We start from the raw sequence: 26,047 nt of genomic DNA, 5'->3' as shown, positions 1-26,047 counted from the left end.
GGACAGGCTGGGCGGGGACGCGCGTGGGGTGGTGCGGGTGGCGCACGGGGGTGAATCCGGGCTGCCGGGGGCGGCGCGGGGGAATGCTCCGGCCGGGGCTCGGTCCCGGTGTGTGCGAGGGGGTGGGTCGTGTCCGGACCGTCGTCGATGTCCCCACCGCGGCCCCGGCTCTTCTGCCCGCTGCCCGGGGCGATCCATCCCGAGCACCGGCAGGTCGAGGAGGGCACCCGTCGGTGGGCCCGTGCGGCCGGGCTCGACGGCCTGCCCGGCCACGAGGCGCTGCTGGGCCACCGGACGGGCGAGCTGGCCGCCCGGGTGCTGCCCGGGGCGCGCCGGGAGGCGGTCCAGCTGCTCGGCGACCTGGTGATGTGGCTGTTCCACGTGGACGACGACTGCGAGGACGGCCCGCTGGGCGTACGGCCCGCCGGGCTCGCCGACCGCCTGAGCCGGCTGCTGTACGCCGCCGAGCACCCCGCCGCGACCCTGCTGCCGAGGGACCCGGTCGCCGACGCGGTGCGCGACCTGCGACGGCGGACGGAGGCGTTGTTCGGCCCGCACGCCGGCGCCGCATGGCTCGACAGCCTGCGGGTGTACTTCCTGTCCCTGCTGTGGGAGGCGGGGCAGCGCACGGCTCCCGAGTACCCGGGCATCGAGCAGTACGCGCTGATGCGCCTGCACTCGGGTGCGGTGGACACCGTCCTCCCGTTCCTCGAACACGCCCACGGCATCGCCCTCGCCCCGGCCGAACGGCACGACGCACGCCTGGCGGCCCTGAAGGAGATGGCGGCGTTCCTCATCGGCTGGGCCAACGACCTGCTGTCGTACCGCAAGGAGAGCACCCGCCCGGGCCGCCGCCTGGACGTCGTCACCCTCCTGCGCCGCAACGGGGCGGGCCTCACCGAAGCGGTGACCGCGGCCGTCGGCCAGTACGACCGCGTGATGTGCCGCTTCCTCGAACTCGGCGAGCGGGTCGCGGCGACGGCACCGGGCAGCCGCCGGTACCTGGCGGCCCTCCACCGGTTCGTACGCGGCGCCGGCGAATGGGAGCTCACCTCACCCCGGTACGGGTACCGGCTCGGCCCTCACCTGCTGGCACGGGCCTTCGCCGACCGGCCGTCCCCGGAAGCGGCCCGCCCGCTGGGCATCCCCGCGCTCCAGTGGTGGTGGGACGCCTCGGCGCTCTAGCGGGTGAGGGTCGCCGCGTGGTCGGGGACGGCCTTCTGCAGGTCCTTGGGCGGGCGCACGTAGCCCGTCGACCGGGGCCGCGCCGGGAGGGTGAGCGACGGCAGGGCCACGTCCTCGTACGGGACCGAGGACAGCAGGTGCGCGATCATGTTGAGCCTCGCGCTGCGTTTGTCGTCGCTCTCGACCACGTACCAGGGGCAGTCCTCCGTGTCCGTGTGGACGAGCATCTCGTCCTTGGCCCGTGAGTACGCCTCCCAGCGGGTGAGGGACTCCAGGTCCATGGGAGAGAGCTTCCAGCGCCGCAGCGGGTCCTCCGTACGGCGGCGGAAGCGTTCCTCCTGGACGGCGTCGCTGACGGAGAACCAGTACTTGCGGAGCAGGATTCCGTCCTCCACCAGCATGCGCTCGAAGACCGGGCACTGGCGCAGGAAGCGCTGGTGCTCCGCGGGGGTGCAGAAGCCCATCACGTGCTCCACTCCGGCGCGGTTGTACCAGCTGCGGTCGAACAGCACGATCTCGCCGGCGGCCGGCAGGTGCTCCACGTAGCGCTGGAAGTACCACTGGCCGCGTTCGCGCTCCGTCGGCTTCGGAAGGGCCGCGATGCGGGCCACGCGCGGGTTGAGGTGTTCGGCGACCCGCTTGATCGTTCCTCCTTTGCCCGCCGCGTCGCGTCCCTCGAAGACCACGACGAGCCGGGCGCCCTCCGTGCGCACCCATTCCTGGAGCTTGACCAGCTCCGTCTGCAGCCGCAGCAGCTCCTGCTCGTAGACCGCCCTCTTGAGACCCATGGCGCTCGCTCCCCGTCGTGGTCCGGTGTGTCGATCAAGTCATTCACGGCGGGCACCCGGGCGCAATGGCGTACGTCGGGCCCGGGCGTGTCGGTGCGCCCGCCGCGGTCGCCGTGCGGTGAGGCGGTGGTGCGGTCCGGGGCGCATCCTGGAAGCACGCCTGATGCGCGCCGGCGCACGAGAACGTCGCGAGGAAGGACAGCGGACATGGACATCGGACCCGTCGAGTACGTGGTCATCGCCTTCCCCGGGAACCGGTTCCGCGGCGAGATCGCCCCGGAGCTGAAGGCCCTCGTGGCCGGCGGCACGGTGCGGATCCTCGACCTGACCTTCATCAAGAAGGACGAGGACGGATCGGTGTCGTTCATCGAACTGGAGGCCCTCGACCCCGCGGAGGCGTCGGTGTTCGACGACATCGAGGGTGAGGTCGGCGGCCTGTTCAGCGAGGAGGACCTCGCGCTGATCGCCGAGGACCTCGTGCCGAACTCGTCCGCGGCGATGCTGGTCTGGGAGAACACCTGGGCCGCCGGTATCACCGGCGCCATCCGCAGGGCGGGCGGTGAGCTCGTGGCGCACGAGCGCATCCCGGCGGCGGTGGTGGAGCGGGCGTACGAGGACGCCGCCTGATCCGTTCGGCCCGCGATCGATCGAGAAGGGCAAGGTGAGGACCATGCTGGGCCGCCCCCTGAGACGTGCCGGACGGCCGGGTGTCATCGGCGTCGCCGCACGCACCGCCGTCGTCGCCGGTACCGCGACCGCCGTGTCCGGCCGTGTCTCGCGGCACCAGGCCGAACGGGCCGCCGCGCAACAGACCTCGGAGCCGCGGGACGCACCGGTCGCCGCGGCGCCGCCTGTGACGCAGGGGCCGTCCGCGGGCCCGTCCGGGGGCCTGACCGACGAGGCGCTCAGCGCCCTGGAGCGGCTGGGCAAACTCCGTGAGCAGGGAGTCCTGACGGACACGGAGTTCGCGGTCCAGAAGGACCGCATCCTGCGGGGCTGACAGGTCCGGCCGCCCTGCGGGGTGAACCCAAGGCGGCTGTTGACCGACATCGGCACGTTGCCGGTCCGGCAGCGGAGGCCCTGACGGTCGGGCAGCGTGAGCAGCCGGAGCGGATCGGCTCGCGCCTCCGGCTCCCGAGCCCGAGGCCCCGCGAAACCGTCCACGGCGCATCGGGTTCGTCGCGGGCCATGGAAGCGGGCCAGTAGGCGTTCGCGGCCTGTTTCCGGCCCCACCACCGCCGAAACCCCCAGGTGGCAGCGGGACTGCCGCACGGCAAGGCATGGTCCTCGGCGGTGGCGCCCGGCCGGGCAGAGGACCGGTACGGCTCGATGCGGACGTCTTCAGCATCGACTGGTTCGACCACCGTGAGGTCGCTGGCTGGGATACCGTCCCCTACTGGCGTGAGGGGGACGATTCCACGGGTGCGGACGATCCCAGCGTTGCGGCCCCGTCCTGGGGATGCCCGCCCCGCCGACCGCGTCCGAACTTGCGCTGTGCCTGTGCCATGCCGACCCACGGGTCCGGTCGGCTGCGCTCGACACGGGCGGCGCGACCGAGCCGCTGCCGCTGGTCCTCCTGCGCTGCGCGTACGGCGATGTCCACGCTCATCACGACGCACCGTCACGGCGACCCGGTGCAGCCGACCCTCCCGGACGGCCCGTCGGCGGCTGACCACCATCCCCAGCAAACGATCTTGATCGTCGACCCGCTCCACCAGTGATCCACGGCGCACACCCTGGCAGAGCCCAGTGGCAACGCCGCCCCTCTGAGCCGCAGAGGCCGACCGGGACGACCGGGACGACCGGGATCAGAACGCCTGACACGGACGACCACACGTCGGCCTCCCTCCAGGCCGATGTGCCGGCCTTCGGCGCCGCCGCCTCCTGCACCGGCGAAGAGCTGGACCGGCCCGCCGGAGGGCCGGTCTACCGGGCCCCGTCGCCGCAGCCGTTGTCGGCACGGCGCAGCTCGCCCTCCAGATCCAGCGGACCGAGCGGCTGCCGCCCCTCGACCCAGGTCTCCTTCGGGGTGAGCCACATGACCTCGAACTCCAGGCCGTCCGGGTCCTTGGCGTAGAGGGACTTGGTGGCCCCGTGGTCCGTTCCCCCGAGGAATGCGTCCGCCGCGATCAGGCGTTCGCGGATGCCCACGAGATCGGTCAGCGCGTCGCACTGCCACGCCGTGTGGTACATGCCGGGCGCGCCCGGCACCGCGCCTTCCGCGCGGGCGGCACGGAAGAGCCCGAGGTCGTGGTGGTTGGGGCTGACGGGCGAGCGCAGGAAGGCCTTTTCGTCGCCGTGCCGCTCGATCACCGAGAGCCCCAGCACGGAACAGTAGAAATCGGCGGACCGGTTCACGTCGCTCACCCAAAGGACCACATGGTTGATTCGTTCGACCGTCACGGGTAACTCCGAGTCTCTTTCCCCATCCCTTTTCCAGAGGCCGTTACATGCTATGCCCGCGATTTGCCGCCGGGCGGGGCAGGGACAGGACGATCCGTGTTCATCCGTCCCGTACCCGATCGCAGGACGCGGGACGAACGGGGCGGCCGTGAGGCTGGTGGTCGGTCCGAATCGACGACGGGAGGCCCTCATGCCGCACTACAGGAGCGTGGGCCGGTATCCGCCGAAACGCCACATCCACTGGTGCGGTCCGAAGGGACTGCCGCTGGTGGAGGAACTACTGGGTGATGACGGCTTCGACGGCGAATCGTCGTTGCTCTACCACTCGTACGACCCGGCGGGAGTCCAGGCGATCGACCCGTGGGAGCCGCCGTCCACCGCAACCGGCTCCGCGGCCCCCCACGCCGCCATGCACTTCCCCCGCCCACCGGCGCCCGAGGACGGGACCACGGCCGACGCGGTGCGCCACCGGGTCATGCTGGTGGGCGGCGGAGCGCTGCGCGTGTGGCGGGCCGTGGCCGTCGCGTCCTCCCCGCTGTACCGCAACGCCACCGCGGACGAGTGCGCCTACGTCGAGTCGGGGACGGCCCGGCTGCACACCTCCATGGGCCACCTGGACGTCGGACCCGGAGACCTGGTCGTCGTCCCCGCAGGCGTCGTGCACGCGTGGCACCCTTCGCCCGGGAAAGGCCCCGAGGCCGCCCCTGCCGCGGATCCGGGCCGGCGCACGCCCCCGGCCGCCGGGGACACGGCGCCGCCCCTGCGCCTGACCCTGTTCGAGGCAGCGGGCCGGATCGGCCCGCCGGCCCGGTACCTCTCCCCCCACGGTCTGCTCCTGGAGGCGAGCCCGTACTGCGAACGCGACCTGCGGTACCCGCACGCGCCGGAGGCCGTGGACGAAGCCGCTACGACGGTACTGACCCGGCACGGCCGCCACGGAACGGCGATCACCTACCGGCACCACCCGTTCGACGTCGTCGGCTGGACCGGGACGCTCTACCCGTACGTCCTCAACATCGCGCACTGCGAGCCCGCCACCGCCCGACTGCACGCGCCTCCACCGGTCCACCAGGTGTTCTCCATGCCCGGCGGAGATCTGATCGCCTTCACCCCGCGCCTGCTGGAATACCACCCCCTCGCCGTCAAAGTTCCCTACCAGCACGTGAATCTCGGGGGCGACGAACTGCTGCTCTTCGCCGACGGCGACTTCAGCTCCCGCACCGGGAGCGGCGTGCGAAAGGGGTCGGCGGCGGTCTTCCCCCCGGGAATTCCCCACGGCCCTCCCCCCGGCCTTTCCGAAGCCACCCGCGCCCACCGGGAGACCGCCGAGTGGACCCTGCTGCTCGACGGACACCAAGTGGTCCCCGGTCCTGACCTACAAGGAGGACACCGGCACCGACTGGACCCCGGAGAAGGAGAAGGAGACGGTCGACAGTGACTCGGAGATGTCCACCGACTGACGCACCCGGGCCGGACCCGGCGGGACCCGGGGAGGCGGTGGCTGCTGAGCCCGGCGGCGCCCTGCACGCCTTCCCGTCAGGGGCGAGACTGGATGGTGAGTCTCGCCCCTCATGGGAGGTTCAATGGCCGCGACATTCCTGTACGACGCAAATCTGAGACTCGAGGTCGATTCCCCGGAATGGTCCGGTTTCCTCGGAGACCACGGCATTCACGTGGCCGGCTATCACGGCGACATGGCTCCGCTGACCAAGCAGCTCGAACAGCATACGGCGACGTTCTCGTACCTCCCCGTACTCAACTATTTCTACCTGCGCGCCGACCCCGTGTACGAGCCGATCGCCAGCGCCGTCTACGCGGCGGACGGCACCACCGGCATCCCGAGTGTGCTCGTCGTCCCCGCGGGCAGTGAGGTCACCGAGGCCGGGGACCTTCGCGGCAAGCGGCTGGCCATTGCGCACCGCTTCTGCACGACGAGCTTCCTCGCGCCCATGCTGATGGTTCACGACCTGGGAAGCCGCATCGACGAATTCTTCAGTGAACTCGTCATCACGCCGCCCTACGAGGGCCAGCTGGAGGCGGTCCTGGCAGGTGCGGCGGACGCAACGTTCATTCAGGAAGACGTGTGGCTGAACGATCCGGCCAACGCTGAAAGGACGCGTGTGATCGCCCGCAGAGACCACCTGCCGACACCCCTGTTCATCGCCAGCCGAGAGGCTCCACTTCAGCTGCGCTCGGCCGTCCGGCGCTTTGTGCTGAACTACAGATCCGCGAACGAGGAATCCCTGCTGTTCTCCGGATTCGCCCCGTACGACGCAGCTGCGGTCAAGGAGACCCTCCGGATCACCGAGGAAGCGACCGCTTGACCCTCGCCGCAGGTCCGGCCCGGCCCCCAAGTCCTGGTGGTCGCACCAGGAGAGCTCGCACGTCCGTCGCGTGGGCCGTCGTCCCGGCGCGGTCGGTGAACCGGACGCGCCCGGCGGCCTGGCTCGTGGCGGGTCAACGCGGCGCCGGCCGTCTGTCTGCGGGAACGGCCGCCCGGACCCACAACTCGTTGGGCCTGCCTCGCTGGGACCAAGTCATGGCCTGCGGACGAAGGCTTCATCCGTGTGTGCGCACGGCGTGCAGGGGCGCCTGCGGGCTTGCTGGAACCGGTCGGGGCATTCGACGTACACAAAGGGGCACAGGTGGGGGCGCGGCTGCGGGCGGCCCAGCTTGTGCCAGTGCGCGCTCGGCACCGGGCCTCGCCCGCCCACGACACTTCGGCGCGGGCCGACCACGGCCCTCATCGCGGGCACACACAGGCCGGGGAACAGCCTCTGGGGTGGGCCGACACCTGACGCCACCACCACGCGGCAACACCTACCACCGAAGTGCGCCCAGCAGGGCGGAACGCGTCCAGTGTCAGGAATCGGGCCCGCCCCCGGCAGACCGGGGCGAAGGGATGGAGCCCCCGGAGCGGTGTGCGTCCCACCCTTCGCCCTTGAGGTAGCACTCGACCGACCGCTGGCTGAGACCGAGTTCGGCGGCAACCTCACGGGGCGTCTTGAGATCCTGCAGGAAGTTGTTCCCTTCCGTAAGGGGCTTGGGCGGGGCTGCGGTGAAGGCCTGCCGGTCGGCGCGGACGATGGCGTCCTCGCTCTCTCCCACAGCGGTTCAACTCCTCAACACAGGTGGTGCGGATTGAGCGGGCCGGGTGTCATTCGCCGTCGTCGAGGACGGCGTCGCCGCCCTTGGTGCGGCGGGCGGGGTTGAGGCCCTTCTCCATCAGGTCCCCCGCCCACGCCATCTCCTGCACACCCTCCAGCTTGGCGATACCGGGGGTGGGGCCGAGGAGTTCTGGTCGTGGGCCAAGCTGCATCGCGTGGTGAGGGAGTTGCCCGAGGGACGGTTCGGAGTGCAGGAGGCGTCCACGGTAGGCCTCCTCCTTCGACCGGCGGGCACGGAAGTTCGTGGAGGAGTTCCTCGCGCTCACCGCACTCCGGGCACCCCGGCTATCGTCCTGTCTCCTGCTCCCCCGGGCCGAGGTCGCCCTCCAGGAGGGTCACGGTGATCAGGGGACGGTCCCAGAGGGCCAGGAGTTCGTTGGCCAGGGCCGCGATGTGGAGGGGGTGGTGATCGCCCGCGCGGATGGCGGCGGCCGAGAGGGTACGCGGGACCGCTCCGGCGTCGAGGAGGAGGCGCCAGTCGCGGGCGCCGAGTTCCAGGAATTCCAGCCCTGTCAGGCGGGATGTCTCCAGCGGGTCGGCGAGGGTGTCGGGGGAGGCTGTGAGGGTGCGCAGGCGGGGCAGGGCAGCAAGGGGGGCGAGGCTGAGGGGCTCGTCGTCCCATACGCCGATCTCCAGGACCTCCAAGGCGGGGTCGACAGCGTCCCGGATGCTCTTCAGGGCCGCGACGTTGACGCGGGCCACGGCGGGCTGCCGGTCCCAGGGGCGGCTGCGGAAGGACCTCGCGAACCCCTGTGTCAGTATGTCGGTGAGCGAGTCGGCGACGAGTTCGGCGCCGATGTACTGCTCGTGGTCGAGGACGATGACCTGTCCCACATGTCCCCTCGGCCCCGGTGTCAGGTCGATCGCGAGCACGTCGCCGTAGCCGCTGTCGCCGAAGGCGATCCAGCCGGGCGATCCGACCAGACCCTGCACGGCGGCGTCGGGTGTGGTGACGACGGCGGTCGTGGCCGCGAACCTCCAGCTGCAGGGGCGGGACGGGGCGTCGGCGACGTACAGCTCGTCCAGGGAGAAGAGCTCGCATCCGAGGACCTCGGAGACGCTCTCGTGCTCGCCGTGCCCGACGCCGTCCCTGTCTTCGTCATCCAGTTCTTCGTCATCCAGTTCTTCGTCATCCAGTTCTTCGTCGTCCTGTTCCGCCGAACGTGCCTGCGTCACCCCGTAGAGCACCTTGAGCTCGTCGGGCAGGGTGACGCCCAGGCGCGCCTCCGCCGCAGCGATCTCCGCCCCGGTGGCGCCGACGGCGCCGGGGAGCCGCTCGCGCAGGGTCCGCTCCAACAGGGCCAGGTCCACGGACGGGGCCGGCCCAGCCCCGGGCACCGAGTCCGGAAGGCGACGCCACGGCTCGGCGACGGCCCCCTCGACCATGACGAGCGCACCGGGGTACGGGCCGCTGCCCTCCTCCACGGCCGGCCCCGGGTCGAGCAGGTGGAGCCGGGTCCTCCCGTCCGGCGCCATATCCGCCACACACAGCAGGCGGTCGATGCCGGCTTCGGCGAGCGCGTCCTGCACCGGCTGCGCCGCGCGCATCCCGGCTTGCATCTCGGCGAATCCTGCCGCTCCGCCGGCAGCGGGCAGCCGCCGAACGGGCAGGGTCCACCCACGCTGCGCCACGGATCCGGCCACGTAGCCTCCCGGCGCGGCGAGGCTCTCCGCGTTGGCGGCGCGCAAGAGCCGCAGCACTGGCTCCCAGGTGGCGAAGTCGTGGATCGGGAACGTCGGGGACGACAGCGATGACGAGGACAACGGGTTCTCCGGTCGTGCGCGAGCGGCGATCGATGGTCGAAGGGGATCTTCGGCCGTACCCGAAGTTCCCCCCGGCGGCCGTCCGCCGATCCTTGCAGAAGGCGCCGACATCCCCGTCAGGCCCCCAGCTCTGTCCGAGAGCGTCAAGGCCGGTGGATACGTGGGTGGACTCGTTGCGGCCGCTCATACCGTTGCGCGGTTGCCCCGAACCCTCGGGCAGGCTCGGGTGGCGCACGGCATCCAGCAGGTCGTCAGCGAGAATGTCGGCTACCAGAGCCGGAGCGCCGAAGCCTCGGTAGACCTCGGGTCCCAGCCGGTCAGCACGCACCACGGCCCCTCCAGGGGCCACCAGTGCGCGGAGAACCGGACCCTCGTAGCCCCAGTGGGAACCGGGCGCCATGTGTGCCGCCGCGCGCTGCCTCTGCCAGGGCGGAGCTATGCGTTGAGCCAGTCGCCCGGGATGAGCGCGCGCAGCCGGTCGAGGTCCTGCGCCGTCCGGCCCCGCGCCAGCAGTGCCATGCCGTCGTCGTCGCGCACCAGCACGTCCGGGCCCAGGAACCAACGGATCCCGTGCTCCTCCTCACCGATGGGGTAGGCCGGGAACGGCAGCCGGGCGCAGTGCCGCTCCAGCAACTCGATGCTGTCGTCCTCGGGGTCGAGGAAGTCACAGCGCTCCAGGTCGGCCAGGACGGATTCGGAGAGAACGATCTCGACGAAGCAGAGGGAGAGCCGGTCCAGCCAGCCTTCCCACCGCTCGGCGGACTTGACCGCCAGGTCGGGCCGGACGAACACCGCGGGATCGTCATCGGTGAGGCTGTCGAGGAGGATGCCCCAGGACGCGGCTCCCTGGTTCTCCTGCCGGAAGACCAGCGCCTCCTCGGCGTCGTCCACGTAGAGCCCGGCCGGGTCGAGCAGCACGTCGTGGTTGCTGGTGAGCTCCCGGCGACGGCCGAAGAGCCGGTACGCCTCGCGCAGGGCCGCGGGCAGCCGGACGCCCAGCCGGTCCTCCGCCGCGGCCAGATCCTCTTCCGGCCAGCCGTCACCGCGCTGCAGCGGCTCGGCCCAATGGGCGGCGAAGGCCTCGACGAAGCTCCACGCTCCGCTGCGGTCCTCCACTCCCTTGGTGAGCGACTCGGCCAGATCAAACCCGCGGCTCATCGCGTCATGTCGTACTCGTCGACGTCGAGGACCGCTCCGGTGGCGATCAGGAACTCCATCACATCCCGCTCAAGGGCCCAGCCGAAGAGGTTGGGCGAGTGCGTGGCGTCCGTGTCATCGGTGTCGTCCGTGGCGTCGGCCGTGTCGGCGTCGGAGGCCCGGAAGTAGCGCACGACTTCCAGCACCGCGGAGCCGTCCTCCCCCTGCTCCTCATCCAGTTGTCGCGCGAGCGCGGCGATGCGGTCCGTGTGGGGCCGGAGGCGGTCCAGGACGTGGTCTATCTGTTCGTCCACGGCCAGGCCCGGCTCTCGGCACACGACCTTCCAGCTGTGGCAAGCCGGTCTCGTGGGCTCCGCCGCCCTTCGGCTACCGCGCACCAGCGTCTCATCGGGCTCCAGGCCCAGCACCGCCGTCATCTCCTCGGCGGACATGTGCTTGCTGGACAGGGCGAAGTAAACGTACTGATCAATGGGCATCCCGGGAGGTTAACCGTACGCCTCCGCGCGCAGCGCACCGGGCGGCCTTCCGAGCCGGAAGGACGAACTGCGGGAACTCCGGCCCGACGACCGTCCGTTCCGGCATCCGGCACCACCGCACGACATCGAAGTCGATGACCTCGTCGTCCTTGAAACGGGAGATCGCCAGAACCTCGGCGATCGGCCAGACCCGGAGGTCCGCACACGCGGCGTCCGCCGGGCGGGACAGCACGCTCTCCGCCGAAGCACGGGAAGCACCGCCTCGCCCTCGGAGCACCGGCACTTCCAGCCCCTCGCCCCGACGAGGTCGAGGACCGCCTGCCAGTCCGTCACCGAGGCATCCGGGACCCGTAGATCGGGCAACGAACCCATCAGGTCCGGGTCGAAGAAGCACCGCACGTCGTCCCACAGCAGATCAGCCGCACGGTCGTGCTGCCCGGTTCTCCGGCCCGGCGCAGCCCCGTTTCCCTCGGCGAGGACAGCCCGTCCCACCTGCGGCGACCGTGCACGTAGCCTGTGTCCCATGACCCGCCGTACGCCTCCCCGCCCGCTGGACGTGGAGCAGTTGTTCCCCGAGGTCGCCCCGCTGCGGAGGCGAGCGGTCCGGCTGCATCCGCGCGCCGGTGCTCCGACGTGCCGGGACAGTTCGGTGGGCGGTCCGCTGCTGTGGCCGCTGGAGGAGCCGTGGCCCGTGTGCCCGGACCACCACCGGTCTCCGATGGTGCCGGTCGTGCAGGTCCGCGCCGCCGACGCCCTGGGCCTCGTACCGTTCCCGGCCGGCTGTGATCTGCTGCAAGTGCTGTGGTGCCCGCGGAGGCACGACGGGTGCTGGGTGGTCCCGGAGGTGCACTGGCGGGACGCGGCGGCCGTCGGTGCCGTCCGCGCGGCACCGGCGGTCGTCGGCGAGGTCCCGTACGGGAAGATCCCGAGACCGTGCGTCGTCCACCCGGAACCGGTCGAGGAGTACCCGAGCTGGGACCTGCCCGACGAGCTGTACGATCTGCTGGAGCCGCGGTTCGAGCAGGTGGAGGCGGAGACGGGCTGGGACTACCAGTACCACCTGTCCACCGCGCCGGGGACCAAGCTGGGCGGGTATCCCGGCTGGTGCCAGGATCCGCAGTGGCCGGACTGTTCGGGGTGCGGGCAGCGGATGGACCACCTGCTGACGGTGGAGAGCTGGGAGGCGGACGCCGCGTCCCGGCTGACATGGACTCCCTTGGAGGATCAGGGCGTTCGGTACGAGGGCGCCGGTCTGATGCTCGGTGACGCGGGTGGGGTCTACCTCTTCGAGTGCCGGCGCTGCCCGGGGCGTCCGGTGAAGGACCGCTTCGACTGTTCCTGAGCACCGCTCCACCGACCGCCCGGCCGTCAGGCGGCCGGTTCGGCGCTCCAGGTGATGCGGGGCGGCACGACCCGGGCGCACAGGGGCGCCCCGCAGGCGTCGGTCAGGCCGAGCCGTCCCACGAGCAGCCCGCTGCGGACGGCCGCGTCCAGTACGGGTGCGGGAACCGCGTCGAGCATCAGCTTGGCCCGCCGGAACATGGTGAAGGCGCCCGCCTCGTCGACCGCGTTCCACGAGAGGTGGACGAACCGGCCGCCCGGACGGCCCTGGACGTAGGGGCTCTTGACGTCGGTACCCGTCGGAGTGGCGGCCGTCGTGCATTCCAGGGTCCACGTCGCCGACGCGGCGTCACCGGGCTGCGGGTCGAGCAGCTCGGCCGGGCGGTCACGGCGCTGGACCGCCACGTGGACGTTGCGGTACGGCGGCGCCCCGGAGGGGGCGAAGGCCAGGCCCGGCAGGTCGGAGGCATCGATGCGGAGGTGCATGCCGAGATTGTCCCAGGTGACGCACCACCGACGGCGGGAGGTCACTCAAGCAGCGGGCCGAGCGGACCGGTGTCACTGGCGGATGTGTCGTTCCGGCTGTTGAAGGCACCGATGAGTGACTACTGGCCGCCCGCACATCAGGCGGTGGAACTCGAGGAGGCCGAGGCCCTGGCCCGGTTGCCGGCCGCAGGTGCCGATCCCGATGAGGTCTTCGGCGGCATGACGTTGCTGACGCACGCGATCGACACCGAGGGCGATGGCGCCCTCCAGAGTGGTGGGCCGCTGACCGTGCGCACCACGGCGGTGCTGCCGGCCTTCGGCGCCGACCCGGAGCTCGTGGGCCCCAACAGGCGTACGCCCATGGAGCAGGCCGGCCTCTACGGTCACCGCTTGGCGCAGGAGCTGCTGATCGCTCACATCGGCAGGCGGGCCTCCGTCGGCCGGTGAAGGAGTGGGCGGGCGTGCTGCGTAGGCTGTCGGGCGTGGACGCTCACGAGCCGTCATTCATCGTCGACGCCGGCGTCGAGGTGCCCCTTCCCGCGGCGGGCGAGGTCTGGACCGTCGGCGCCGTCATCCTCGACCGGGACGGTGCGGCCTTCGCCCAGAGGCGGAGCGCGGACCGACGGCTCTTCCCCGGCGCGTGGGACATCGTGGGCGGCCACGTCGAGGCCGGCGAAACGCTCCTGGAGGCTCTCGCGCGCGAGGTCGAGGAGGAGACCGGCTGGCGCCTGCGCCGCGTGCGGCGGTTCCTCGGCACCACGACCTGGACGGGGGACGACGGCGGTGGGCTCCGTCACGAGGCCGACTACCTCGTCGAGGTCGAAGGCGACCTCGACGATCCCGCGCTGGAGTGGACCAAGCACTCCGCCTACGGCTGGTTCGGCCGGGACGACCTCGTCCGCCTCGAGGAGAACCTCAGGCCCGGCGAGTTCCTGATCCACGACCTCGTCGCACGAGCGGTCGAGGCGCTCCCGGACAAGTCCTAGCCGTCCGAGGCCTGTTCCTCGTAGCGGTGCACCTCGTCGATCAGGCGGTGCAGGAGGCTGCGCGCGGCGGCGATGTCGGCCGTGGCGATGTCGGCGGTCAGTACCCGATGGATCGCGCTCGCACGGTCGGTGATCCGCCCCAGCGTGGCGCGTCCGAGCGGGGTGAGGGTCAGGAGCGGTGAACCGCGGTGGTCCGGGTTCGGGTGGAAGCCGGCGAGGTCCTCGCGGACGAGGTCGTTGGCGACCCGCTGCACTCCCTGGCGGGCGATCCCCAGGCGGCGGGCGGCACGGGCGACGGTCAGCGGCTCCTCGGAGACCACGCTGAGCAGTTGCCAGCGGGCCTGGGTCTGCCCCTCGGCAGCTGCGACGCCCTCCCCCATCTTGCGGAGCAGCCCGGCGGCCTCGAACACGTCCGCCACCAGCAGCGCCAGCTGTTCCGACACGTCACACCCCTCCAGCAACCGACAGCACCATGACAGTCCGGGAACCTGTTGTCATTGTACGGGCGCAGGTACGGCCAGCGCGCGGGCCACGGCCGCGGTGGTGGCCGCGGCGTGGCCGGGGACGTGACGGGCCGCCCACGGCCCGACCAGGTGCACGAACTGCGCCAGGTCGCGTTCGGCGCGGGACAGCAGGCCGCGCAGTTCCGTCACCGGCAGCTCGATCACCGGGCTGTCGTCCTGGTCGGCGTCCACCGTCAACCGGACACGTTCGCCACGGCGTTCGGCGAGCGGTGACGGATCGTGGCCGAAGGAGGCCCGGCCGGAGCCGTCGACGACCTCGCCCCAATCGGACCGCTCGTCGATGCCGTTGCAGCATCCCGGCACGAGCGTCCTGCCGTGCACCGTGTCGGTGACCCGCAACCCGCCGGACGCGAACAGGTCCTCCACGGTGAGCAGGCCGTGCAGGAAGGCTGCGAGCGGGTCGGCGGGGCGTGGCGGGAGCCCGCCGTCGGGCGCCCAGTCGTTGCACGCGGCGATCGCCATGACCGCCGTGCCGACTTCCGCCGGGGACAGCGCACCGCTGAGCGGCAGGAACCCGTACGGCTCCGCCTCTGCCACCGGCCAGAGGTCGAAGCCTTCAGGCATCGACTGGATCTCCAGGACCGGCTGCAGAAGGATCACCCGGGCAGTCTGCCCGATGCGTCTCCTCGCAGAGACCCGGGGGCTCTCGTCCTCAGTCCTGTGCCCGCGCCCATGCCTCCAGCAGGGCTTCCCGGACGGCGGGCTCGGGTGTGCCGTCCAGGGCGTGCTCGCGGCCCCACGACCCGAGGGCGCGCGGGTCTGCGGTCCCGGCGACGAAGCGGGCGAGCAGCTCCTGGGAGAGGGCGGCCTCCCGGGCCCCGTATCCGCCGGCCGCCGCCGCGAACACGGTCACTTCCTGAGGCCCGCCCTCCGTCTCCAGCCGCAGCCGCATCTCGGGCGGGCCCTCGCCGAGGAAGGCCCCGACCGCGGCCGACACCATCGACCCCAGGAGCCGCGAGACGCGGCCGGACGTGCCCGCGGTCGGAACGTCCTCGACGACGGTGGAGCGCAGTTCCGCCCACGTCCACGCCCGGGAGCCGTCGGGGTCCACGGCCTCCAGCCCGTCGGGGGTCAGCCGGACGCAGCCGCCTTCGGCGGTCGGCGGCGAGCCCACGTACACGGCGTCCGCGGTGACCCAGAACAGTCCGACCATCGCCACAAGCCACGCTCCCGCTCTCGCACGCCCCGCCGGATCGGCCCCCGCCGCATCCCGGGAGTCCGTCCCCCACCCCTACCGCGCGGCCGGACCGGGGCACGGCAGACACGCCGCCGGCCTCAGGACAGGCGGGTGCTGATGCGGGAGCGCATGTCGCCGGCGGCTCGGCGGATCTCCTCGGGCTGCCCGTCGTCCTCCAGCAGCCCCAGCAGCACGATCAATGCCCGCGCCTCGTCCGCGCTGATCAGCTTCAGGCGGGGTTCCGTAACCCCGTCGAGCAGTGCGTCCAGCAGGTCCAGTACGTCATCCATGCCCCTACCAACGCACGGCGCCCCGACGACGTCACCCAGGCGCCGGCCCTGTCCGGCTGCAGGCGGGGCGACCGCGCCGTTCAGTGGGTCAGGGGCAGTTCCCAGAACAGCCGGTTCTCCAAGGCCCCGGTCAGATACGGCACGCCGTCGGTGTACCCGGAACCGTGGGCGTCGCCGAGCATGCGCGCGGCGAGGCCGCGATGGGCCGACTTCCACCGCTGGTGCCTGCTCTCCAGACGGCCGAGCGCAGCGTCCAGGCGGCTCCATGCCGCCCCGCCGGGCCCTCGCTCGCGGCGGAGGTCGAGGTAGGCGCGGGTGACGGTGTCGTGTCCGGGGTCCTGCGTCTCGGCCTGTACGGCGGGGACGCTCGTGAAGGCGGTCGAGTGCAGGCGCGAGGCCTGCGGTACGCCGCACAGGCTTTCGAAGCGTTTGTACTGCTCGGACTGGATGGCGCTGGCCCCCTGGGTGTAGTGGCGGAAGATGGAGAAGTGTTCCGCCCGCATCGTGGCGACCGTACGGAACAGCCCGGCAGCTCGCTCGAACATGGCCTCCGCGTCGTCTATTCGCTCGGCGCATTCCTCCGGATACCCTTCCCGCAGTGCGACGACGGCCGATCTCACATGCTCCGCCATCGCGGTGAAAAGCATTTCATGCGCCTGGAGAATGCGGATGAAGAAGTATTCGTCGTGCAGCACATAGACCGGCTGGACCGTCACGTCGAACCACGCCCAGGCGTCCGTCGCCGGCGGCCGGGGAAGGTGGTCGGCGAGGTCCTCCAGACGCGACCCGCAACCACCGTCCAGGCGTGACGGCAGGTCTCCGGGACCGGATTCGTCGATGCCCTGGGCGACGAACCTCAGGGCGTGCCGCAGCCGTGTGCTCACCGTGTCCGCATCCGGCCGGCCACGCCCGGGCCCCTCTCGCGACCCGCCCGCCGCCCCTGCCTCGAACCGGACGACATCGGCCATGAGCAGGGCGGACATCCGGTCCGCGCTCGCCGCGGAATTCCGTTCGTCCAGGAGGAGCTCCAGAACGGGAAGCGACAGATAGGTGCGATTCCAGAAACGGTTTTCGTGCTTGTCCAGCAGGCAGTCGAGAAAGGCATGGAGGAAGGGGAGCCCTGGCGCATTCCGGTGGCGAATTTCGCCCAGGCGGATCAGCATGGGCTTCGGCAGGAAATGCTTTCCCGTACGCCGCACGTGATTGTTGAGGGACCGGGCCAGGGCAAGGCCGTCCGGTTCCACCGGAACCCGGTCGGCGGCCACCCAGCGTCTGACCGCCCGAAGGGTCGACGGACACCGCTCTGCCTGAGGAGTCATCGCCACTCACCTCTCCCGTGTCGCTGTGCGGCGGCACTGGCTTCCACCAGACATCACGGAAGGACCGCGGGTCATGTCTCGGAAGTTCGTGGCTTGACAGCAGCGGAAGCGGCGCCCGAGGGGTCTCGGTGGCGGCGCCGACCGCGGGGGCCGCGGTCGTGAGGGCCCCGGTCGTGGTGCCGAGCGCGGCGACGACGGAAAACTTCTGCATGGTCAGACCTCCCTGGACAGTGGGGAGTCGGTTACTCGCCCACTGCCTTCAAGGTCCCAGCTCATCCCGGTCCGCGGCCTCCCCCACCCGGGGGAACCGCCTCCCCCGGGCGGGGGAGGCGCCGCCGGCGTTAGGGTGAGGCCATGCCCGCCATGATCGTCCCGCCGCGGCCGCCCCTGCGACTGGAACCCGTCACCGCCGACAACTTCGATGCGGTGTGCGCCGTACAAGTGCGCCCCGACCAGGCACATCTGGTCTCACCCGTGGTCAAGTCCCTCGCCGAGGCGTACATCCACCCCACCAGCGCCTGGCCCCGTGCCGTCGTCGACGGCAACAACGTCGTCGGCTTCGTGATGGCCTTCCACGACATCGTCTGGGACCCGGCGGCCGATCCGACCGACCGGCGCAGCGGCATCTGGCGCCTGAACATCGACGCCGGCCGGCAGGGCAAGGGCTACGGCCGTTTCGCCGTCCGCGCCGTCGCCGAGGAGATCGTCCGCCGCGGCACCCACCGGACGGCGCACGTCAGCTGGCACGTCGGCTCCGGCAGCCCCGAACCCTTCTACCTCGGCCTCGGTTTCACCCCCACCGGCGAACTCATCGGTGAGGAACGCGTCGGCGTGCTCAGCCTCGACCCGGCGACCGAGGCCGCCCGTCCGGCGCGCTGAGCACCACCGTGCCCCCGGGCCCCGCCGCCAGGCCGGCGTCGGGCCCGGCCACGCCCGCGCGGTGGGCCTGCGGGCTCATCCCCCGGACCCGTTTGAAGGCCGCCGACAGGGCGAACGCACTGCCGTACCCGACCCGGCGGGCCACCCTCTCGACCGTGGCATCCGGCTCCCGCAGCATGTCCGCCGCCAACGCGAGCCGCCAGCCCGTCAGATAGCCGACCGGCGGCTCCCCCATCACCTCCCTGAACCGGCGCGCCAGCGATGCCCGTGACACGCCCACCCGTTCGGCCAGCTCCTCCACGGTCCACGCGTGGGCCGGGCTCTCGTGCAGCAGCCGCAGGGCCGGGCCGACCACCGGATCGCTCTGGGCCCGGAACCAGGCGGGCGCGCTCGAATCCGTCGCCGAGGGCCACGCCCGCAGGACCCCGATCAGCAGCAGGTCCAACAGCCGGTCCAGCACGACCTCCTGGCCCGGCTCCTCGCTCGAGATCTCGGAGGCGAGCAGGTCGATCAGGGTCGCGTCCGCCGCTCCCGCCGGCCTGACCAGGATGTTCGGCAGTGCGCCCAGCAGCCGGCGGCCGATCTCGTTCGGCGCCTGGTAGGTGCCGCTGAGCATCACCGCCGAATCCGCGTGCTGGTGGGCCGCTCCCCACGTCCGCACGCCCAGCGCCATGGACGCCGTGACGTCCTCACCTTCCGGCGTGCTGCACCGCTGGTCGGGTCCGACCGCCACCGTCACCGGGGTGTCCGGGGCGTCTGCCACCGTGTACGGATCCGGCCCGCGCACCACCGCCACGTCGCCCGGGGCGATCAGCACCGGCTCGCCCCCGTCGGGCAGCAGCCACGCGGAACCGCGCACCATCGTCACCACCGACAGCGGGGCGCGGTCCTCGATCCGCATGGCCCACGGCGGGTTCAGGACGGACTTGAGGAGGAAGGCGCCCCGGGCCTGGGGGCCTTCGAGCAGACCGGTCAACATGTCCATGCGTACATCTTCTCCACTCCCGCCGGTCCGGGGTGACGTGCGGTCAGGCGGACGGGACGTCCCACACGCCGGTGGCCGCCGCCTCGCGGGCGAAGTCCGCGAAGTCCCTGGGCGCCCGGCCCAGGACCTCCTCGACCCCGTGCACCAGGTGCGCGTTGCGCCCGTCCAGGATCAGCGTGAACAGTTCGGCGAAGTCCTCCGGGAGACCGTGCTCCCGCAGCTCGGCACGGTAGGCCTCGTCCGAGACCGGCACGTAGGCGATCTCACGGCCGGTGACCTTCGACAGCTCGGCGGCGACGTCGGCGAAGCTCATGAGCCGCGGACCCGACAGCTCGTACGTCCTGCCGATGTGCCGGTCGTCGGTCAGTGCGGCCACCACCACGTCGGCGATGTCCCCGGTGTCGACGAACGCCTCGACCCCGTCCGCGGTCGGCAGGGCGATCACGCCGGCCAGCACCGGGTCCAGGAAGAAGCTCTCGTCGAAGTTCTGGTTGAACCAACTCGCCCGTACGATCGTCCAGTCGGCCCCGGAGGCCTTCAGCTTCTCCTCGCCGAGCTGCGCGGCCTCCTCGCCCCGGCCGGACAGCAGCACGAGACGGCGCGCCCCCGCGGCGACCGCCACCTCGGCGAAGGCCCCCACCTGCTCGACGGCTCCCGGGAAGGCGAGGTCGGGATAGTAGGTCACGTACACCCGGTCGACGCCTTCCAGCGCCGGCAGCCAGGTGCCGGGGGCGTTCCAGTCGAAAGCCGGCTCCCCGCTGCGGGAACCGACCCGGACGGGCCGGCCCCGGACCGTGAGCTTCTCGGCGACCTTGCGGCCGGTCTTGCCGTTGCCCCCGATGACCAGGGTGATGGCCCGGGCGGTGGGGGTCTGCGTGTCGTTCTTCGTCGTCTTCGTCATGACCTCAGTCAAGTCGAACGAACCGAGACGCAACATAGCCGAAACACTCATCCGCATACGCCAGCGTCTAAGCGGGGGTGGTGATCAGCTCCTCCCAGCACGACTGCAGCCGTTCCCGGAGGGACGGCACGGCCGCAGGGTCGCAGCACAGGACCAGGACGAGCCCGCCGAGTGCGGTGCTGTCGGGCTTGCGGGTGTACGACCAGCGCCTTCCGGCGCTCAGCAGGGTCCTGAAGAGCACCGTCCGGTCGTCGGGATCGTCCGGGAGGGGGCGTCGGCGGCATCGACGATCAGGACGCGGTGGTCCGCGGGCAGCCAGTGCAGGTCACGCAGGCAGTCGGAGAGGGCATTCCAGTTCCACCCGAAGTGGTCGGGCAGCCGGAGTCCGTCGTAGAAGCTCCGGAAGACCGCGTCCGTATCAGCCATCTCGCGGCCGTCGAGGCGCGCCACGTGCGTCGTGCCCGTCGCGGGGAGGAGGAGATCGACGGGCAGCGCGCCCCCTTCCGGAATGACGTGCAGCCAGGGCGGATCGTGCGCCGTCACCCTCACCTCCCTTGGTGCGGACCGTCGACGACGGCCGCGAACTGCGAGCTTCGCATTCTAGATCCGAACAACCGGGAGCGGCGTGGACACCTGTGGACAGTGCTGGTCAGTCGTCGGCGCCGCGGGGGCTGGAGAGTGGACAGCGCTCGACGCGACGGTGTGTGACGGCTGAGGCGGCGCGCCGACGCGCTCGACCGGCAGCCACACCTGCACACCACTCACGAAGGAGTCCGTCATGACATCCCGCCCGCTGCGCACCGTCACCGTGCTGGCCGCCGCCGCTGCCCTCTGCGGCACCGCCTCCACCGCCCATGCCGCGCAGCACACCGACCGGCGTACGCCGAGGATCGTCACGGCCTGGGCCGGCGCCTGGAACGGCACCGATCCCCGGGCCCTCGGCGCCCTGTTCACCGCCGACGGCACCTACACCGACGAGGCCGTGGCCGCCACCTTCCGCGGCCGCAAGGAGATCTCCGGGTGGAAGGCCCGCGCCGACTCCCTCATCGACAACGTCCACGTCACCATCCGCACCACCCGTTCCGCCGGGGACCGTGTCACCGTCCAGGCGATCTACTCCGGCCATCTCAAGGGCGCCCCCAAGCCGTTCGCCGTGCCGATGACGACCGTCCTCGACCTCGACACGAACCACTGCCGGATCACCTCCGACAAGGACCACTACAGCCTGGCCACCGTCCTCCGCCAGTCCGGCCTTCCCGCCGACTGGACCCCGCCCGCCAACTGACGCCCCGCCCGAACACCGGTCCGCGGAGAGCGGACCGGTCGGGTCGGGCCCGGTCGGGCCCGGACCGGACCGGCAGGAAAGGCTGCCGCGCTGGTGGCCTGCCGTCAGGCGGCCGGGACCATGGCGGTCGGTGTGTTCCAGCCCGAGATCCGCAGCTTCGGCGCGGCACCGCGCAGGTCCGCCGTCCGGTACGTCGCCGTCAGCGTGACCGACTCCCCCGGCCAGAGGCTGACCTGGTTGTCGGTCCACCGCACCGGCAGCACCGGCGCTCCCTGCGCCCCCACGAGGTGGACGTCGGTGAGCAGGGCCGGGGTGCCGACGGTGCCCGGGTGGCGCAGGGTCACGGTCGTCGTCGACGTCCCCGAGGCGTCCGCCGCCGTCGAGGCCGTGGCGGCGACCGCCGTCCGCGCCATGGAGTTCAGCCCGCGGAGGTCGGCGTAGGAGGTGGTGGGCGTGTAGTACCAGTCGCTGCGCTCGTAGTCGAGGACGTCCGCCTCCGTGGAGAGCCAGTAGACGTTGCGGCTCACCTCCCGTCCGGCGGCGTCCGTGAGGAGCAGCCTGGCCAGATACGTGGTCGGCAGGCCGGGTACCGACTCGGGGACCGTCAGCGCGGTGCTGCTGGCTCCGCCTCCGGCGACGGTCAGGCCGGTCACCGTGCGGTCGTACTTCTGTGTCCCGTCGGGGGCGAAGAGCGTCACCCGGACCGTCAGGCCGGTGGCCGGTGCGGTCCGGTTGTTGACGACGGCCACCGCGTGGTCGTCGTACCCGTATTGGACGTGCAGGGGCTCGTTCGCCTTCTTCGCGCCGAAGTAGGCACCGCCCTGGTCGAGGTAGCGGTCCACGAGCTGCCAGTGGAGCGAGGTCCAGCCGCTGTTGAACATCCAGTAGATGACGCCCGTCGACGGATCCGCGGGGTCCTTGGCATTGCGGGAGTACGCCTCGAACTGCGCGCGCACGTTCTCGTACTGGGCGAGCTGGGCCTTGCGTACGTAGTCCTCCAGGCTCGCCGGGGCTCCGTAGCGGGCTGCGAGGGCGCTGTCGTACAGCTCCAGTGTGTCGAACGTGGCGGACCGGGAGCGGTGGTACTGGACGGCGGCCGGGTCCTTCCACAGGGTTTCGAGCTCGGCCGGGGTCATCATGCGGCGGAGCGTGTCGAGGGTGGGGATGTCCGGGCCGGCGCTGGTCTCGGAGTTGAAGCCGCTTGCTCCGCCTTCGCGCTTGTCGTACCAGTAGCCCGGCGGGACCCAGTCGTACGGTCCGGTCATCTTCATGCCGGACCGGCCGGTGATCGGGGACGCGGCGTCAGCAGCCGCGGGGATCACCGGGGCGGTCCAGTCGGCGGCCTTCAGCGCGTCGAGGTACCCGCGCTCGATCTCCTCGTTCGGAGCGGCGTCACTGCCGATCAGGAAGGAGATCACGCTGGGGTGGTGGCGCAGGCGGGCGGCTTCGGCGGCCATCGAGGCCCTGGCGACGGAGTGGTCGGCGGCGGTCCACCGCTCTCCGGACCCGCCGCGGTTGAACTCGCCCTCCCATTTGGTGCAGCACTCCCAGCCCGGGAGGGTGAGGATGCCGTGGCGGTCGGCGAGGTCGAAGAACTCGTCCGGCTCGATGTGCCCTTCCAGGCGCAGGGTGTTCAGGCCGAGGTCGAGCGCGTACTTGAGACGGTCCTCGACGTAGGTCGGGTCCCACCGCAGGAACTCGTCGGGGGACCAGCCGCCGCCCTTGAGGAGGAGCGGGCGGCCGTTGACCTCGTACTGGCGGGCGCCGTCCGCGTTGAGGGGTGCTCGTACGTCGCGGATGCCGAAGGCCTGGTGGGCGGTGTCCGAGGGGGTGCCGTCCACGGTGGCGGTGAGGTCGAGCGCGTACATCGGCTGTCCGCCCATGTGGGCCGGCCACCACACGCGGGGCGATCGCAGGCGCAGCGCCGGGTGTTCGGCGGGGGTGAAGACCACGGCCCTGGTCTCGTGGGGGGCGAGTGTGACGCTGGCGGCGACGGTCGTCGCGCCCACGGCGGCGGACAGGGTCGTGGTGACGGTGGCGTCGGAGTCGTTGCGCACCCGCGCCTTGACGGTCAGGTCGGCCGAGGCCATGGACGGCATGGCCAGGGCGGTCACCACGTGCGCGTCGCGCAGGGCGACGGGGCCGGCACGGCGGACGGTGACGTCGCGGACGATGCCCATGTTCTCGTCCGGCGGCGGCTGCAGCCAGTCGAGCCAGCCCATCGTGAGGTGCTTGCGCGGGTTGTTGGGCTGGATCCGGAAGGCGACCGTATTGGTTCCGCGCCTGACGAGGGCGGTGATGTCGAACTCGTGCCGGGTGTACGCGCCGGCGACCGTGCTCGTGGTGGCGATCCGGCGGCCGTTGACGAAGACGTCGGCGGCGGAAACGACGCCGCTGAAGTCCAGGTGGGTGCGGGCCGTCGTTTCGGCGACGGTGAAGTCGGAGCGGTACCACCAGGGAACGGTGAAGTCCGCGGCGGGGATCAGTTTCTGCTGGGTGGAGTGGAAGGGGTCGGGGTACACGCCGGCCGCCAGCAGCGCGGCGAGCACGGTGGAACGGGGGCCTGCGGGATACCAGCCGGTTGCCGGATAGCCGGGGCTGGATACGGTTTCCGCCGCGTCGGCGACCTTCGCGGTGGACTGGACGGCGTAGCCGGAGAGCGGGGTGGCGCTACCGGGCGCGGCGGGCACCGCGGTCGGCGCGGTCGGCGCGGTCGGCGCGGTCGGCGCGGCCACCGTACGGGGTGCCGCCCCGGCGTGCCGGGCGGCGGGAGCCGCAGCTCCGGTGGTGCCCGCGGAGAGGACGAGGGCCAGGCCGGCCACGGCGAGTGCGACGGTCCTCGCGTGGCGGTGGCGATGGCGGTGGGCGAGGCGGCGGAGCACGGGGCCTCCGGCGGGACCGGGCCCGGGATCGCGCGCGGCCGAAGGCGGGCGCGGCTGGTCCGCGGGGCTGTGGGTTGCTCATCGGGTGGACGTCCCGCCCGCTGCGCGGCGGCCGGGCCGGAGGGGACCGAGTCTGCCACGGGCGGGGCCGCGCACGGCGGCGACAGCCCGGGGGGCGCCGCCCTTCTTCCGGGGTGTCCTGAGCCCCGCGCCCCGGTTCCGCGTTCCGCTCAGGCGAGCGCGACGGACGGGTAGTCCTCGGTGTACGACTCGCCGTCCGCGCCGTAGTACGTGCAGGTGCGGGCGGCGGTGTCGACGTCGTACCAGACGATGCCCGCGTTCCAGCAGCCCCGGACGAACTCGGGGAAGGTCGTCTCCCCCGCCTGGTCCGCGCGCAGGGCCGCGACCAGGCCGGCCCGGTCGAAGGGCGGCGCGGCGGCGAAGCCGGTGACGAGGGGCTCGCCCTGGACGACGACATTGCCGTGCCCGGTCAGGTAGAGGAAGGCGTTGGAGGGGACGGCCATGCGGCAGTGGCTCACGCCGGCCCGGCGCAGGCTCTCGGCGAGGTGGGGAAAGCCGCCGACCTTCGGGCGGACTGCGGCACCACGCTCCAGAGCCGCCTGCAGATGACGGATCGCATCGATTTCATTCATGACACCATGATGCCAGACAGACAACATGTTGTCGAATATGGCGGGCCGGGGCCACGCGACGCCCGTCGCCCGATCCGCCCCGACCGCGCGCCGATCGGCGGCCCGCCCGCGCGGTCCGGGCGGCCTATCCTCCAGACATGGAGGCACTCGCCGCACGGCTGTCGCAACTGGACGCGCACGCGGAAGGCGCGATCCGCGTCGTCGCGTTCTACGACACGCTGATGCGCCGGCGGGTGGACCTCCCGGCGCTGGCCAGGTCCTCGGCGGGGCTGGCCGAGTGCACGACCGGGGTCCGGCTGCACGGCACGGGGCGGGTGGTCCGCGCCTCGCCCGACGGAGCCGACGCGGCCGCCCCGCCCGGCTCCGCGTCCACCAGCGCGGCCATCACCCTCGACGACGAGGAGATCGGTACGGTCTGGCTGGAGCGCCCCGGCCCGCCCAACCCGCTCGACGAGGTTCTGCTGGACCGACTGGCCATCGCCGTCGCGGCGGTCGTCGAACGGTACGGCCCGGCCCGCACGACCATGGCCGATCCCGCCCTCGTGGAGTTGGTCGTCAGCTCCGACTGCGACGAGGCTGGCCGGGCCCGGGCGCTGCGACTGCTCGGGTTCGCCGCGGACCTGCCGGTCCGTGTCGCCGCCGTGCGGTCGGAGCTTCCGCTGGACCGGGTCGCCGGCCTGCTCTGCCCGGGCCGCCCGGTGAAGGCGGCGCCGCTCGCCGGCGTCGGCGTCGTCCTGACCACCGCCACCGCAATCGCCACCGCCGCCACCGCCCTCCCCCCGGCCCGGCTCCCCGACCGCCTCCCCGGGGACGCGCGCGCCGGCATCGGCGCCTCCGGCGATCCCGCCCGGTCCTGGCGGGAGGCCCGGACCGCCCTCCGCTTCACATCCGCCCGCCGACCGGTCGTCCGCCACGACGACCTGGGAGCGCTGGCCCTTCTGGCCGAGATTCCCGAGGACGCGGCGCGCGCCAACGGCGACGTGGCGGCGATCGCCCGCATGGCCCGCAACCCGGAGGACCTGGAGACCCTGGACGCCTTCTGCGCCACCGGCTCCCTGCGCCGCGCCGCCGACCGCCTCCACCTGCACCACAGCAGCGTCGCCCGCAGGCTCGAACAGATCACCAAGGCCCTGGGCATCGAACTGACCCAGCCCGCCGGCCTGATGCGCGCCGGGCTCGCCCTCACCGCGTGGCGCCTGCTGGACGACTGACGACACAAGAGCCCATGCCGCAAGAATTGTTGAATGTTGCCACAATGGCCTGGAATCTTCGCTCAATTTGGTGACTTGCGCACTGATGTTTCATCATCATGACAGCGCGTCAGCTTGCGACGTGCGTCGAGGAGGCGGGGGCGCCGGGGTGTCCCCCGCTCGTACCGGTCGATGCGGCAGGCGAGTT

General features: G+C 72.0%; 30 protein-coding genes and 2 pseudogenes. 11 read left to right on the top strand and 21 right to left on the bottom strand.

Translation table 11 applies throughout. The annotated features are described in order from the left end of the window. Positions 1-129: 129 nt before the first annotated feature. Positions 130-1,185 (top strand): terpene synthase, encoded by a 1,056-nt coding sequence (locus E6U81_RS23355; protein ID WP_136232041.1) that lies wholly within the window; start codon positions 130-132, stop codon positions 1,183-1,185. Here E6U81_RS23355 and ppk2 read toward each other — a convergent pair. After that, positions 1,182-1,973: a polyphosphate kinase 2 gene (ppk2, locus tag E6U81_RS23350; protein WP_136232040.1), complete on the bottom strand. Its 792-nt coding sequence runs from the start codon at positions 1,971-1,973 to the stop codon at positions 1,182-1,184. The two genes, E6U81_RS23355 and ppk2, sit on opposite strands and share 4 nt — an antisense overlap. 207 nt (positions 1,974-2,180) lie before the next feature. On the opposite strand from ppk2, the gene E6U81_RS23345 reads away from it, so the two are divergent. Beyond that, positions 2,181-2,600, top strand: a complete 420-nt coding sequence (locus E6U81_RS23345) for a DUF6325 family protein (RefSeq protein ID WP_136232039.1) — start codon at positions 2,181-2,183, stop codon at positions 2,598-2,600. Between the two features lie 43 nt (positions 2,601-2,643). Next, positions 2,644-2,973, top strand: a complete 330-nt coding sequence (locus tag E6U81_RS23340) for an SHOCT domain-containing protein (protein ID WP_136232038.1) — start codon at positions 2,644-2,646, stop codon at positions 2,971-2,973. A gap of 607 nt (positions 2,974-3,580) precedes the next feature. On the opposite strand, the pseudogene E6U81_RS41175 reads toward E6U81_RS23340, so the two are convergent. Both E6U81_RS41175 and E6U81_RS23330 read right to left on the bottom strand, forming a co-directional pair. Next, a pseudogene (locus E6U81_RS41175) lies at positions 3,581-3,652 on the bottom strand (NTP pyrophosphohydrolase); the annotation flags it as partial. 247 nt (positions 3,653-3,899) lie between these two features. Then, the gene (locus E6U81_RS23330) at positions 3,900-4,376 is read right to left on the bottom strand and encodes a VOC family protein (RefSeq protein ID WP_136232037.1); all 477 of its coding nucleotides are present in this window, start codon (positions 4,374-4,376) and stop codon (positions 3,900-3,902) included. Positions 4,377-4,566: 190 nt separating this feature from the next. On the opposite strand from E6U81_RS23330, the gene E6U81_RS23325 reads away from it, so the two are divergent. Both E6U81_RS23325 and E6U81_RS23320 read left to right on the top strand, forming a co-directional pair. Continuing rightward, positions 4,567-5,814: a cupin domain-containing protein gene (locus E6U81_RS23325; RefSeq protein WP_168714714.1), complete on the top strand. Its 1,248-nt coding sequence runs from the start codon at positions 4,567-4,569 to the stop codon at positions 5,812-5,814. Between the two features lie 145 nt (positions 5,815-5,959). Further along, the gene (locus E6U81_RS23320) at positions 5,960-6,700 is read left to right on the top strand and encodes a PhnD/SsuA/transferrin family substrate-binding protein (RefSeq protein WP_168714713.1); all 741 of its coding nucleotides are present in this window, start codon (positions 5,960-5,962) and stop codon (positions 6,698-6,700) included. Positions 6,701-7,238: 538 nt separating this feature from the next. Here the strand turns inward: E6U81_RS23320 and E6U81_RS23315 are convergent. The 6 genes and pseudogenes from E6U81_RS23315 to E6U81_RS41170 all read right to left on the bottom strand — a co-directional run. Next, on the bottom strand, positions 7,239-7,484 hold the full coding sequence (locus E6U81_RS23315) for a hypothetical protein (RefSeq protein ID WP_136232034.1): 246 nt from the start codon (positions 7,482-7,484) through the stop codon (positions 7,239-7,241). A gap of 49 nt (positions 7,485-7,533) precedes the next feature. After that, entirely contained in the window at positions 7,534-7,809 is a 276-nt protein-coding gene (locus tag E6U81_RS23310) for a hypothetical protein (RefSeq protein ID WP_136232033.1), read from the bottom strand. A gap of 19 nt (positions 7,810-7,828) precedes the next feature. Further along, positions 7,829-9,307 carry an SMI1/KNR4 family protein gene (locus E6U81_RS23305; protein WP_240803973.1) on the bottom strand — a complete coding sequence of 493 codons (1,479 nt, stop codon included), beginning with the start codon at positions 9,305-9,307 and terminating at the stop codon, positions 7,829-7,831. Positions 9,308-9,742: 435 nt separating this feature from the next. After that, positions 9,743-10,465, bottom strand: coding sequence for an SMI1/KNR4 family protein (locus E6U81_RS23300; RefSeq protein ID WP_136232032.1), 723 nt, complete (start codon positions 10,463-10,465; stop codon positions 9,743-9,745). Continuing rightward, entirely contained in the window at positions 10,462-10,941 is a 480-nt protein-coding gene (locus E6U81_RS23295) for a DUF4279 domain-containing protein (protein WP_136232031.1), read from the bottom strand. Before E6U81_RS23295 ends, E6U81_RS23300 begins: the two co-directional genes overlap by 4 nt. Before the next feature lie 121 nt (positions 10,942-11,062). Further along, positions 11,063-11,313: pseudogene (locus E6U81_RS41170) on the bottom strand (hypothetical protein); the annotation flags it as partial. A gap of 151 nt (positions 11,314-11,464) precedes the next feature. Between E6U81_RS41170 and E6U81_RS23285 the strand changes: the two are divergent. Then, the gene (locus E6U81_RS23285; RefSeq protein WP_136232030.1) at positions 11,465-12,283 is read left to right on the top strand and encodes a DUF1963 domain-containing protein; all 819 of its coding nucleotides are present in this window, start codon (positions 11,465-11,467) and stop codon (positions 12,281-12,283) included. A gap of 26 nt (positions 12,284-12,309) precedes the next feature. Here E6U81_RS23285 and E6U81_RS23280 read toward each other — a convergent pair whose 3' ends face one another. Further along, a complete protein-coding gene (locus E6U81_RS23280; RefSeq protein WP_136232029.1) occupies positions 12,310-12,768 on the bottom strand; it encodes a DUF5990 family protein in 459 nt (152 codons plus the stop codon). A gap of 111 nt (positions 12,769-12,879) precedes the next feature. On the opposite strand from E6U81_RS23280, the gene E6U81_RS23275 reads away from it, so the two are divergent. Next, the gene (locus E6U81_RS23275; RefSeq protein ID WP_136232028.1) at positions 12,880-13,215 is read left to right on the top strand and encodes an ankyrin repeat domain-containing protein; all 336 of its coding nucleotides are present in this window, start codon (positions 12,880-12,882) and stop codon (positions 13,213-13,215) included. A gap of 35 nt (positions 13,216-13,250) precedes the next feature. Then, positions 13,251-13,754 carry an NUDIX domain-containing protein gene (locus tag E6U81_RS23270; protein ID WP_240803972.1) on the top strand — a complete coding sequence of 168 codons (504 nt, stop codon included), beginning with the start codon at positions 13,251-13,253 and terminating at the stop codon, positions 13,752-13,754. Here the strand turns inward: E6U81_RS23270 and E6U81_RS23265 are convergent. The 5 genes from E6U81_RS23265 to E6U81_RS23245 all read right to left on the bottom strand — a co-directional run bounded on the left by E6U81_RS23265 (position 13,751) and on the right by E6U81_RS23245 (position 17,064). After that, a complete protein-coding gene (locus E6U81_RS23265) occupies positions 13,751-14,197 on the bottom strand; it encodes a helix-turn-helix domain-containing protein (protein ID WP_136232027.1) in 447 nt (148 codons plus the stop codon). The two genes, E6U81_RS23270 and E6U81_RS23265, sit on opposite strands and share 4 nt — an antisense overlap. A gap of 51 nt (positions 14,198-14,248) precedes the next feature. Next, positions 14,249-14,878 (bottom strand): hypothetical protein, encoded by a 630-nt coding sequence (locus E6U81_RS23260; RefSeq protein WP_136232026.1) that lies wholly within the window; start codon positions 14,876-14,878, stop codon positions 14,249-14,251. Positions 14,879-14,930: 52 nt separating this feature from the next. Continuing rightward, entirely contained in the window at positions 14,931-15,437 is a 507-nt protein-coding gene (locus E6U81_RS23255; protein WP_136232025.1) for a hypothetical protein, read from the bottom strand. Positions 15,438-15,553: 116 nt separating this feature from the next. After that, positions 15,554-15,745, bottom strand: coding sequence for a hypothetical protein (locus E6U81_RS23250; protein ID WP_136232024.1), 192 nt, complete (start codon positions 15,743-15,745; stop codon positions 15,554-15,556). An 80-nt stretch (positions 15,746-15,825) separates the two neighbouring features. Beyond that, positions 15,826-17,064, bottom strand: a complete 1,239-nt coding sequence (locus tag E6U81_RS23245; protein WP_136232023.1) for a tryptophan 2,3-dioxygenase family protein — start codon at positions 17,062-17,064, stop codon at positions 15,826-15,828. A gap of 354 nt (positions 17,065-17,418) precedes the next feature. On the opposite strand from E6U81_RS23245, the gene E6U81_RS23240 reads away from it, so the two are divergent. Further along, positions 17,419-17,943, top strand: coding sequence for a GNAT family N-acetyltransferase (locus E6U81_RS23240; protein ID WP_240803971.1), 525 nt, complete (start codon positions 17,419-17,421; stop codon positions 17,941-17,943). Here the strand turns inward: E6U81_RS23240 and E6U81_RS23235 are convergent. The 4 genes from E6U81_RS23235 to E6U81_RS41165 all read right to left on the bottom strand — a co-directional run bounded on the left by E6U81_RS23235 (position 17,900) and on the right by E6U81_RS41165 (position 20,372). Then, the gene (locus E6U81_RS23235) at positions 17,900-18,928 is read right to left on the bottom strand and encodes an AraC family transcriptional regulator (RefSeq protein WP_136232022.1); all 1,029 of its coding nucleotides are present in this window, start codon (positions 18,926-18,928) and stop codon (positions 17,900-17,902) included. The genes E6U81_RS23240 and E6U81_RS23235 overlap by 44 nt on opposite strands. A gap of 43 nt (positions 18,929-18,971) precedes the next feature. Next, positions 18,972-19,829 carry an NAD(P)H-binding protein gene (locus E6U81_RS23230; RefSeq protein ID WP_136232021.1) on the bottom strand — a complete coding sequence of 286 codons (858 nt, stop codon included), beginning with the start codon at positions 19,827-19,829 and terminating at the stop codon, positions 18,972-18,974. A gap of 67 nt (positions 19,830-19,896) precedes the next feature. Beyond that, positions 19,897-20,070, bottom strand: coding sequence for a hypothetical protein (locus E6U81_RS39960; protein WP_168714712.1), 174 nt, complete (start codon positions 20,068-20,070; stop codon positions 19,897-19,899). Then, positions 20,049-20,372, bottom strand: coding sequence for a barstar family protein (locus E6U81_RS41165; RefSeq protein WP_240803970.1), 324 nt, complete (start codon positions 20,370-20,372; stop codon positions 20,049-20,051). The genes E6U81_RS39960 and E6U81_RS41165 overlap by 22 nt, the downstream gene beginning before the upstream one ends. Before the next feature lie 235 nt (positions 20,373-20,607). On the opposite strand from E6U81_RS41165, the gene E6U81_RS23220 reads away from it, so the two are divergent. After that, the gene (locus E6U81_RS23220) at positions 20,608-21,114 is read left to right on the top strand and encodes a nuclear transport factor 2 family protein (RefSeq protein WP_136232020.1); all 507 of its coding nucleotides are present in this window, start codon (positions 20,608-20,610) and stop codon (positions 21,112-21,114) included. A 104-nt stretch (positions 21,115-21,218) separates the two neighbouring features. On the opposite strand, the gene E6U81_RS23215 is transcribed toward E6U81_RS23220, so the two are convergent. After that, entirely contained in the window at positions 21,219-23,996 is a 2,778-nt protein-coding gene (locus E6U81_RS23215) for a sugar-binding domain-containing protein (protein ID WP_136232019.1), read from the bottom strand. 230 nt (positions 23,997-24,226) lie between these two features. After that, positions 24,227-24,649: a DUF1398 family protein gene (locus E6U81_RS23210; protein WP_136232018.1), complete on the bottom strand. Its 423-nt coding sequence runs from the start codon at positions 24,647-24,649 to the stop codon at positions 24,227-24,229. Positions 24,650-24,786: 137 nt separating this feature from the next. Between E6U81_RS23210 and E6U81_RS23205 the strand changes: the two genes are divergently transcribed. Further along, positions 24,787-25,860, top strand: a complete 1,074-nt coding sequence (locus E6U81_RS23205; RefSeq protein ID WP_136232017.1) for a helix-turn-helix domain-containing protein — start codon at positions 24,787-24,789, stop codon at positions 25,858-25,860. Positions 25,861-26,047 lie beyond the last annotated feature (187 nt).

Origin of the sequence: Streptomyces sp. A0592, assembly GCF_004795115.1 — a bacterium.
In the GTDB taxonomy this organism is placed as follows: domain Bacteria; phylum Actinomycetota; class Actinomycetes; order Streptomycetales; family Streptomycetaceae; genus Streptomyces; species Streptomyces erythrochromogenes.
This window is presented reverse-complemented; position numbering and strand designations above follow the sequence as displayed.

What these genes read in the sequence shown, in the direction of transcription:
- ppk2 (WP_136232040.1), bottom strand. Translation starts at nt 1,973, where the DNA reads ATGGGTCTCAAGAGGGCGGTCTACGAGCAGGAGCTGCTGCGGCTGCAG.
- E6U81_RS23345 (WP_136232039.1), top strand. Translation starts at nt 2,181, where the DNA reads ATGGACATCGGACCCGTCGAGTACGTGGTCATCGCCTTCCCCGGGAAC.
- E6U81_RS23340 (WP_136232038.1), top strand. Translation starts at nt 2,644, where the DNA reads ATGCTGGGCCGCCCCCTGAGACGTGCCGGACGGCCGGGTGTCATCGGC.
- E6U81_RS23325 (WP_168714714.1), top strand. Translation starts at nt 4,567, where the DNA reads ATGCCGCACTACAGGAGCGTGGGCCGGTATCCGCCGAAACGCCACATC.
- E6U81_RS23320 (WP_168714713.1), top strand. Translation starts at nt 5,960, where the DNA reads ATGGCCGCGACATTCCTGTACGACGCAAATCTGAGACTCGAGGTCGAT.
- E6U81_RS23300 (WP_136232032.1), bottom strand. Translation starts at nt 10,465, where the DNA reads ATGAGCCGCGGGTTTGATCTGGCCGAGTCGCTCACCAAGGGAGTGGAG.
- E6U81_RS23295 (WP_136232031.1), bottom strand. Translation starts at nt 10,941, where the DNA reads ATGCCCATTGATCAGTACGTTTACTTCGCCCTGTCCAGCAAGCACATG.
- E6U81_RS23285 (WP_136232030.1), top strand. Translation starts at nt 11,465, where the DNA reads ATGACCCGCCGTACGCCTCCCCGCCCGCTGGACGTGGAGCAGTTGTTC.
- E6U81_RS23280 (WP_136232029.1), bottom strand. Translation starts at nt 12,768, where the DNA reads ATGCACCTCCGCATCGATGCCTCCGACCTGCCGGGCCTGGCCTTCGCC.
- E6U81_RS23275 (WP_136232028.1), top strand. Translation starts at nt 12,880, where the DNA reads ATGAGTGACTACTGGCCGCCCGCACATCAGGCGGTGGAACTCGAGGAG.
- E6U81_RS23250 (WP_136232024.1), bottom strand. Translation starts at nt 15,745, where the DNA reads ATGGATGACGTACTGGACCTGCTGGACGCACTGCTCGACGGGGTTACG.
- E6U81_RS23245 (WP_136232023.1), bottom strand. Translation starts at nt 17,064, where the DNA reads ATGACTCCTCAGGCAGAGCGGTGTCCGTCGACCCTTCGGGCGGTCAGA.
- E6U81_RS23240 (WP_240803971.1), top strand. Translation starts at nt 17,419, where the DNA reads ATGCCCGCCATGATCGTCCCGCCGCGGCCGCCCCTGCGACTGGAACCC.
- E6U81_RS23235 (WP_136232022.1), bottom strand. Translation starts at nt 18,928, where the DNA reads ATGGACATGTTGACCGGTCTGCTCGAAGGCCCCCAGGCCCGGGGCGCC.
- E6U81_RS23230 (WP_136232021.1), bottom strand. Translation starts at nt 19,829, where the DNA reads ATGACGAAGACGACGAAGAACGACACGCAGACCCCCACCGCCCGGGCC.
- E6U81_RS23220 (WP_136232020.1), top strand. Translation starts at nt 20,608, where the DNA reads ATGACATCCCGCCCGCTGCGCACCGTCACCGTGCTGGCCGCCGCCGCT.
- E6U81_RS23210 (WP_136232018.1), bottom strand. Translation starts at nt 24,649, where the DNA reads ATGAATGAAATCGATGCGATCCGTCATCTGCAGGCGGCTCTGGAGCGT.
- E6U81_RS23205 (WP_136232017.1), top strand. Translation starts at nt 24,787, where the DNA reads ATGGAGGCACTCGCCGCACGGCTGTCGCAACTGGACGCGCACGCGGAA.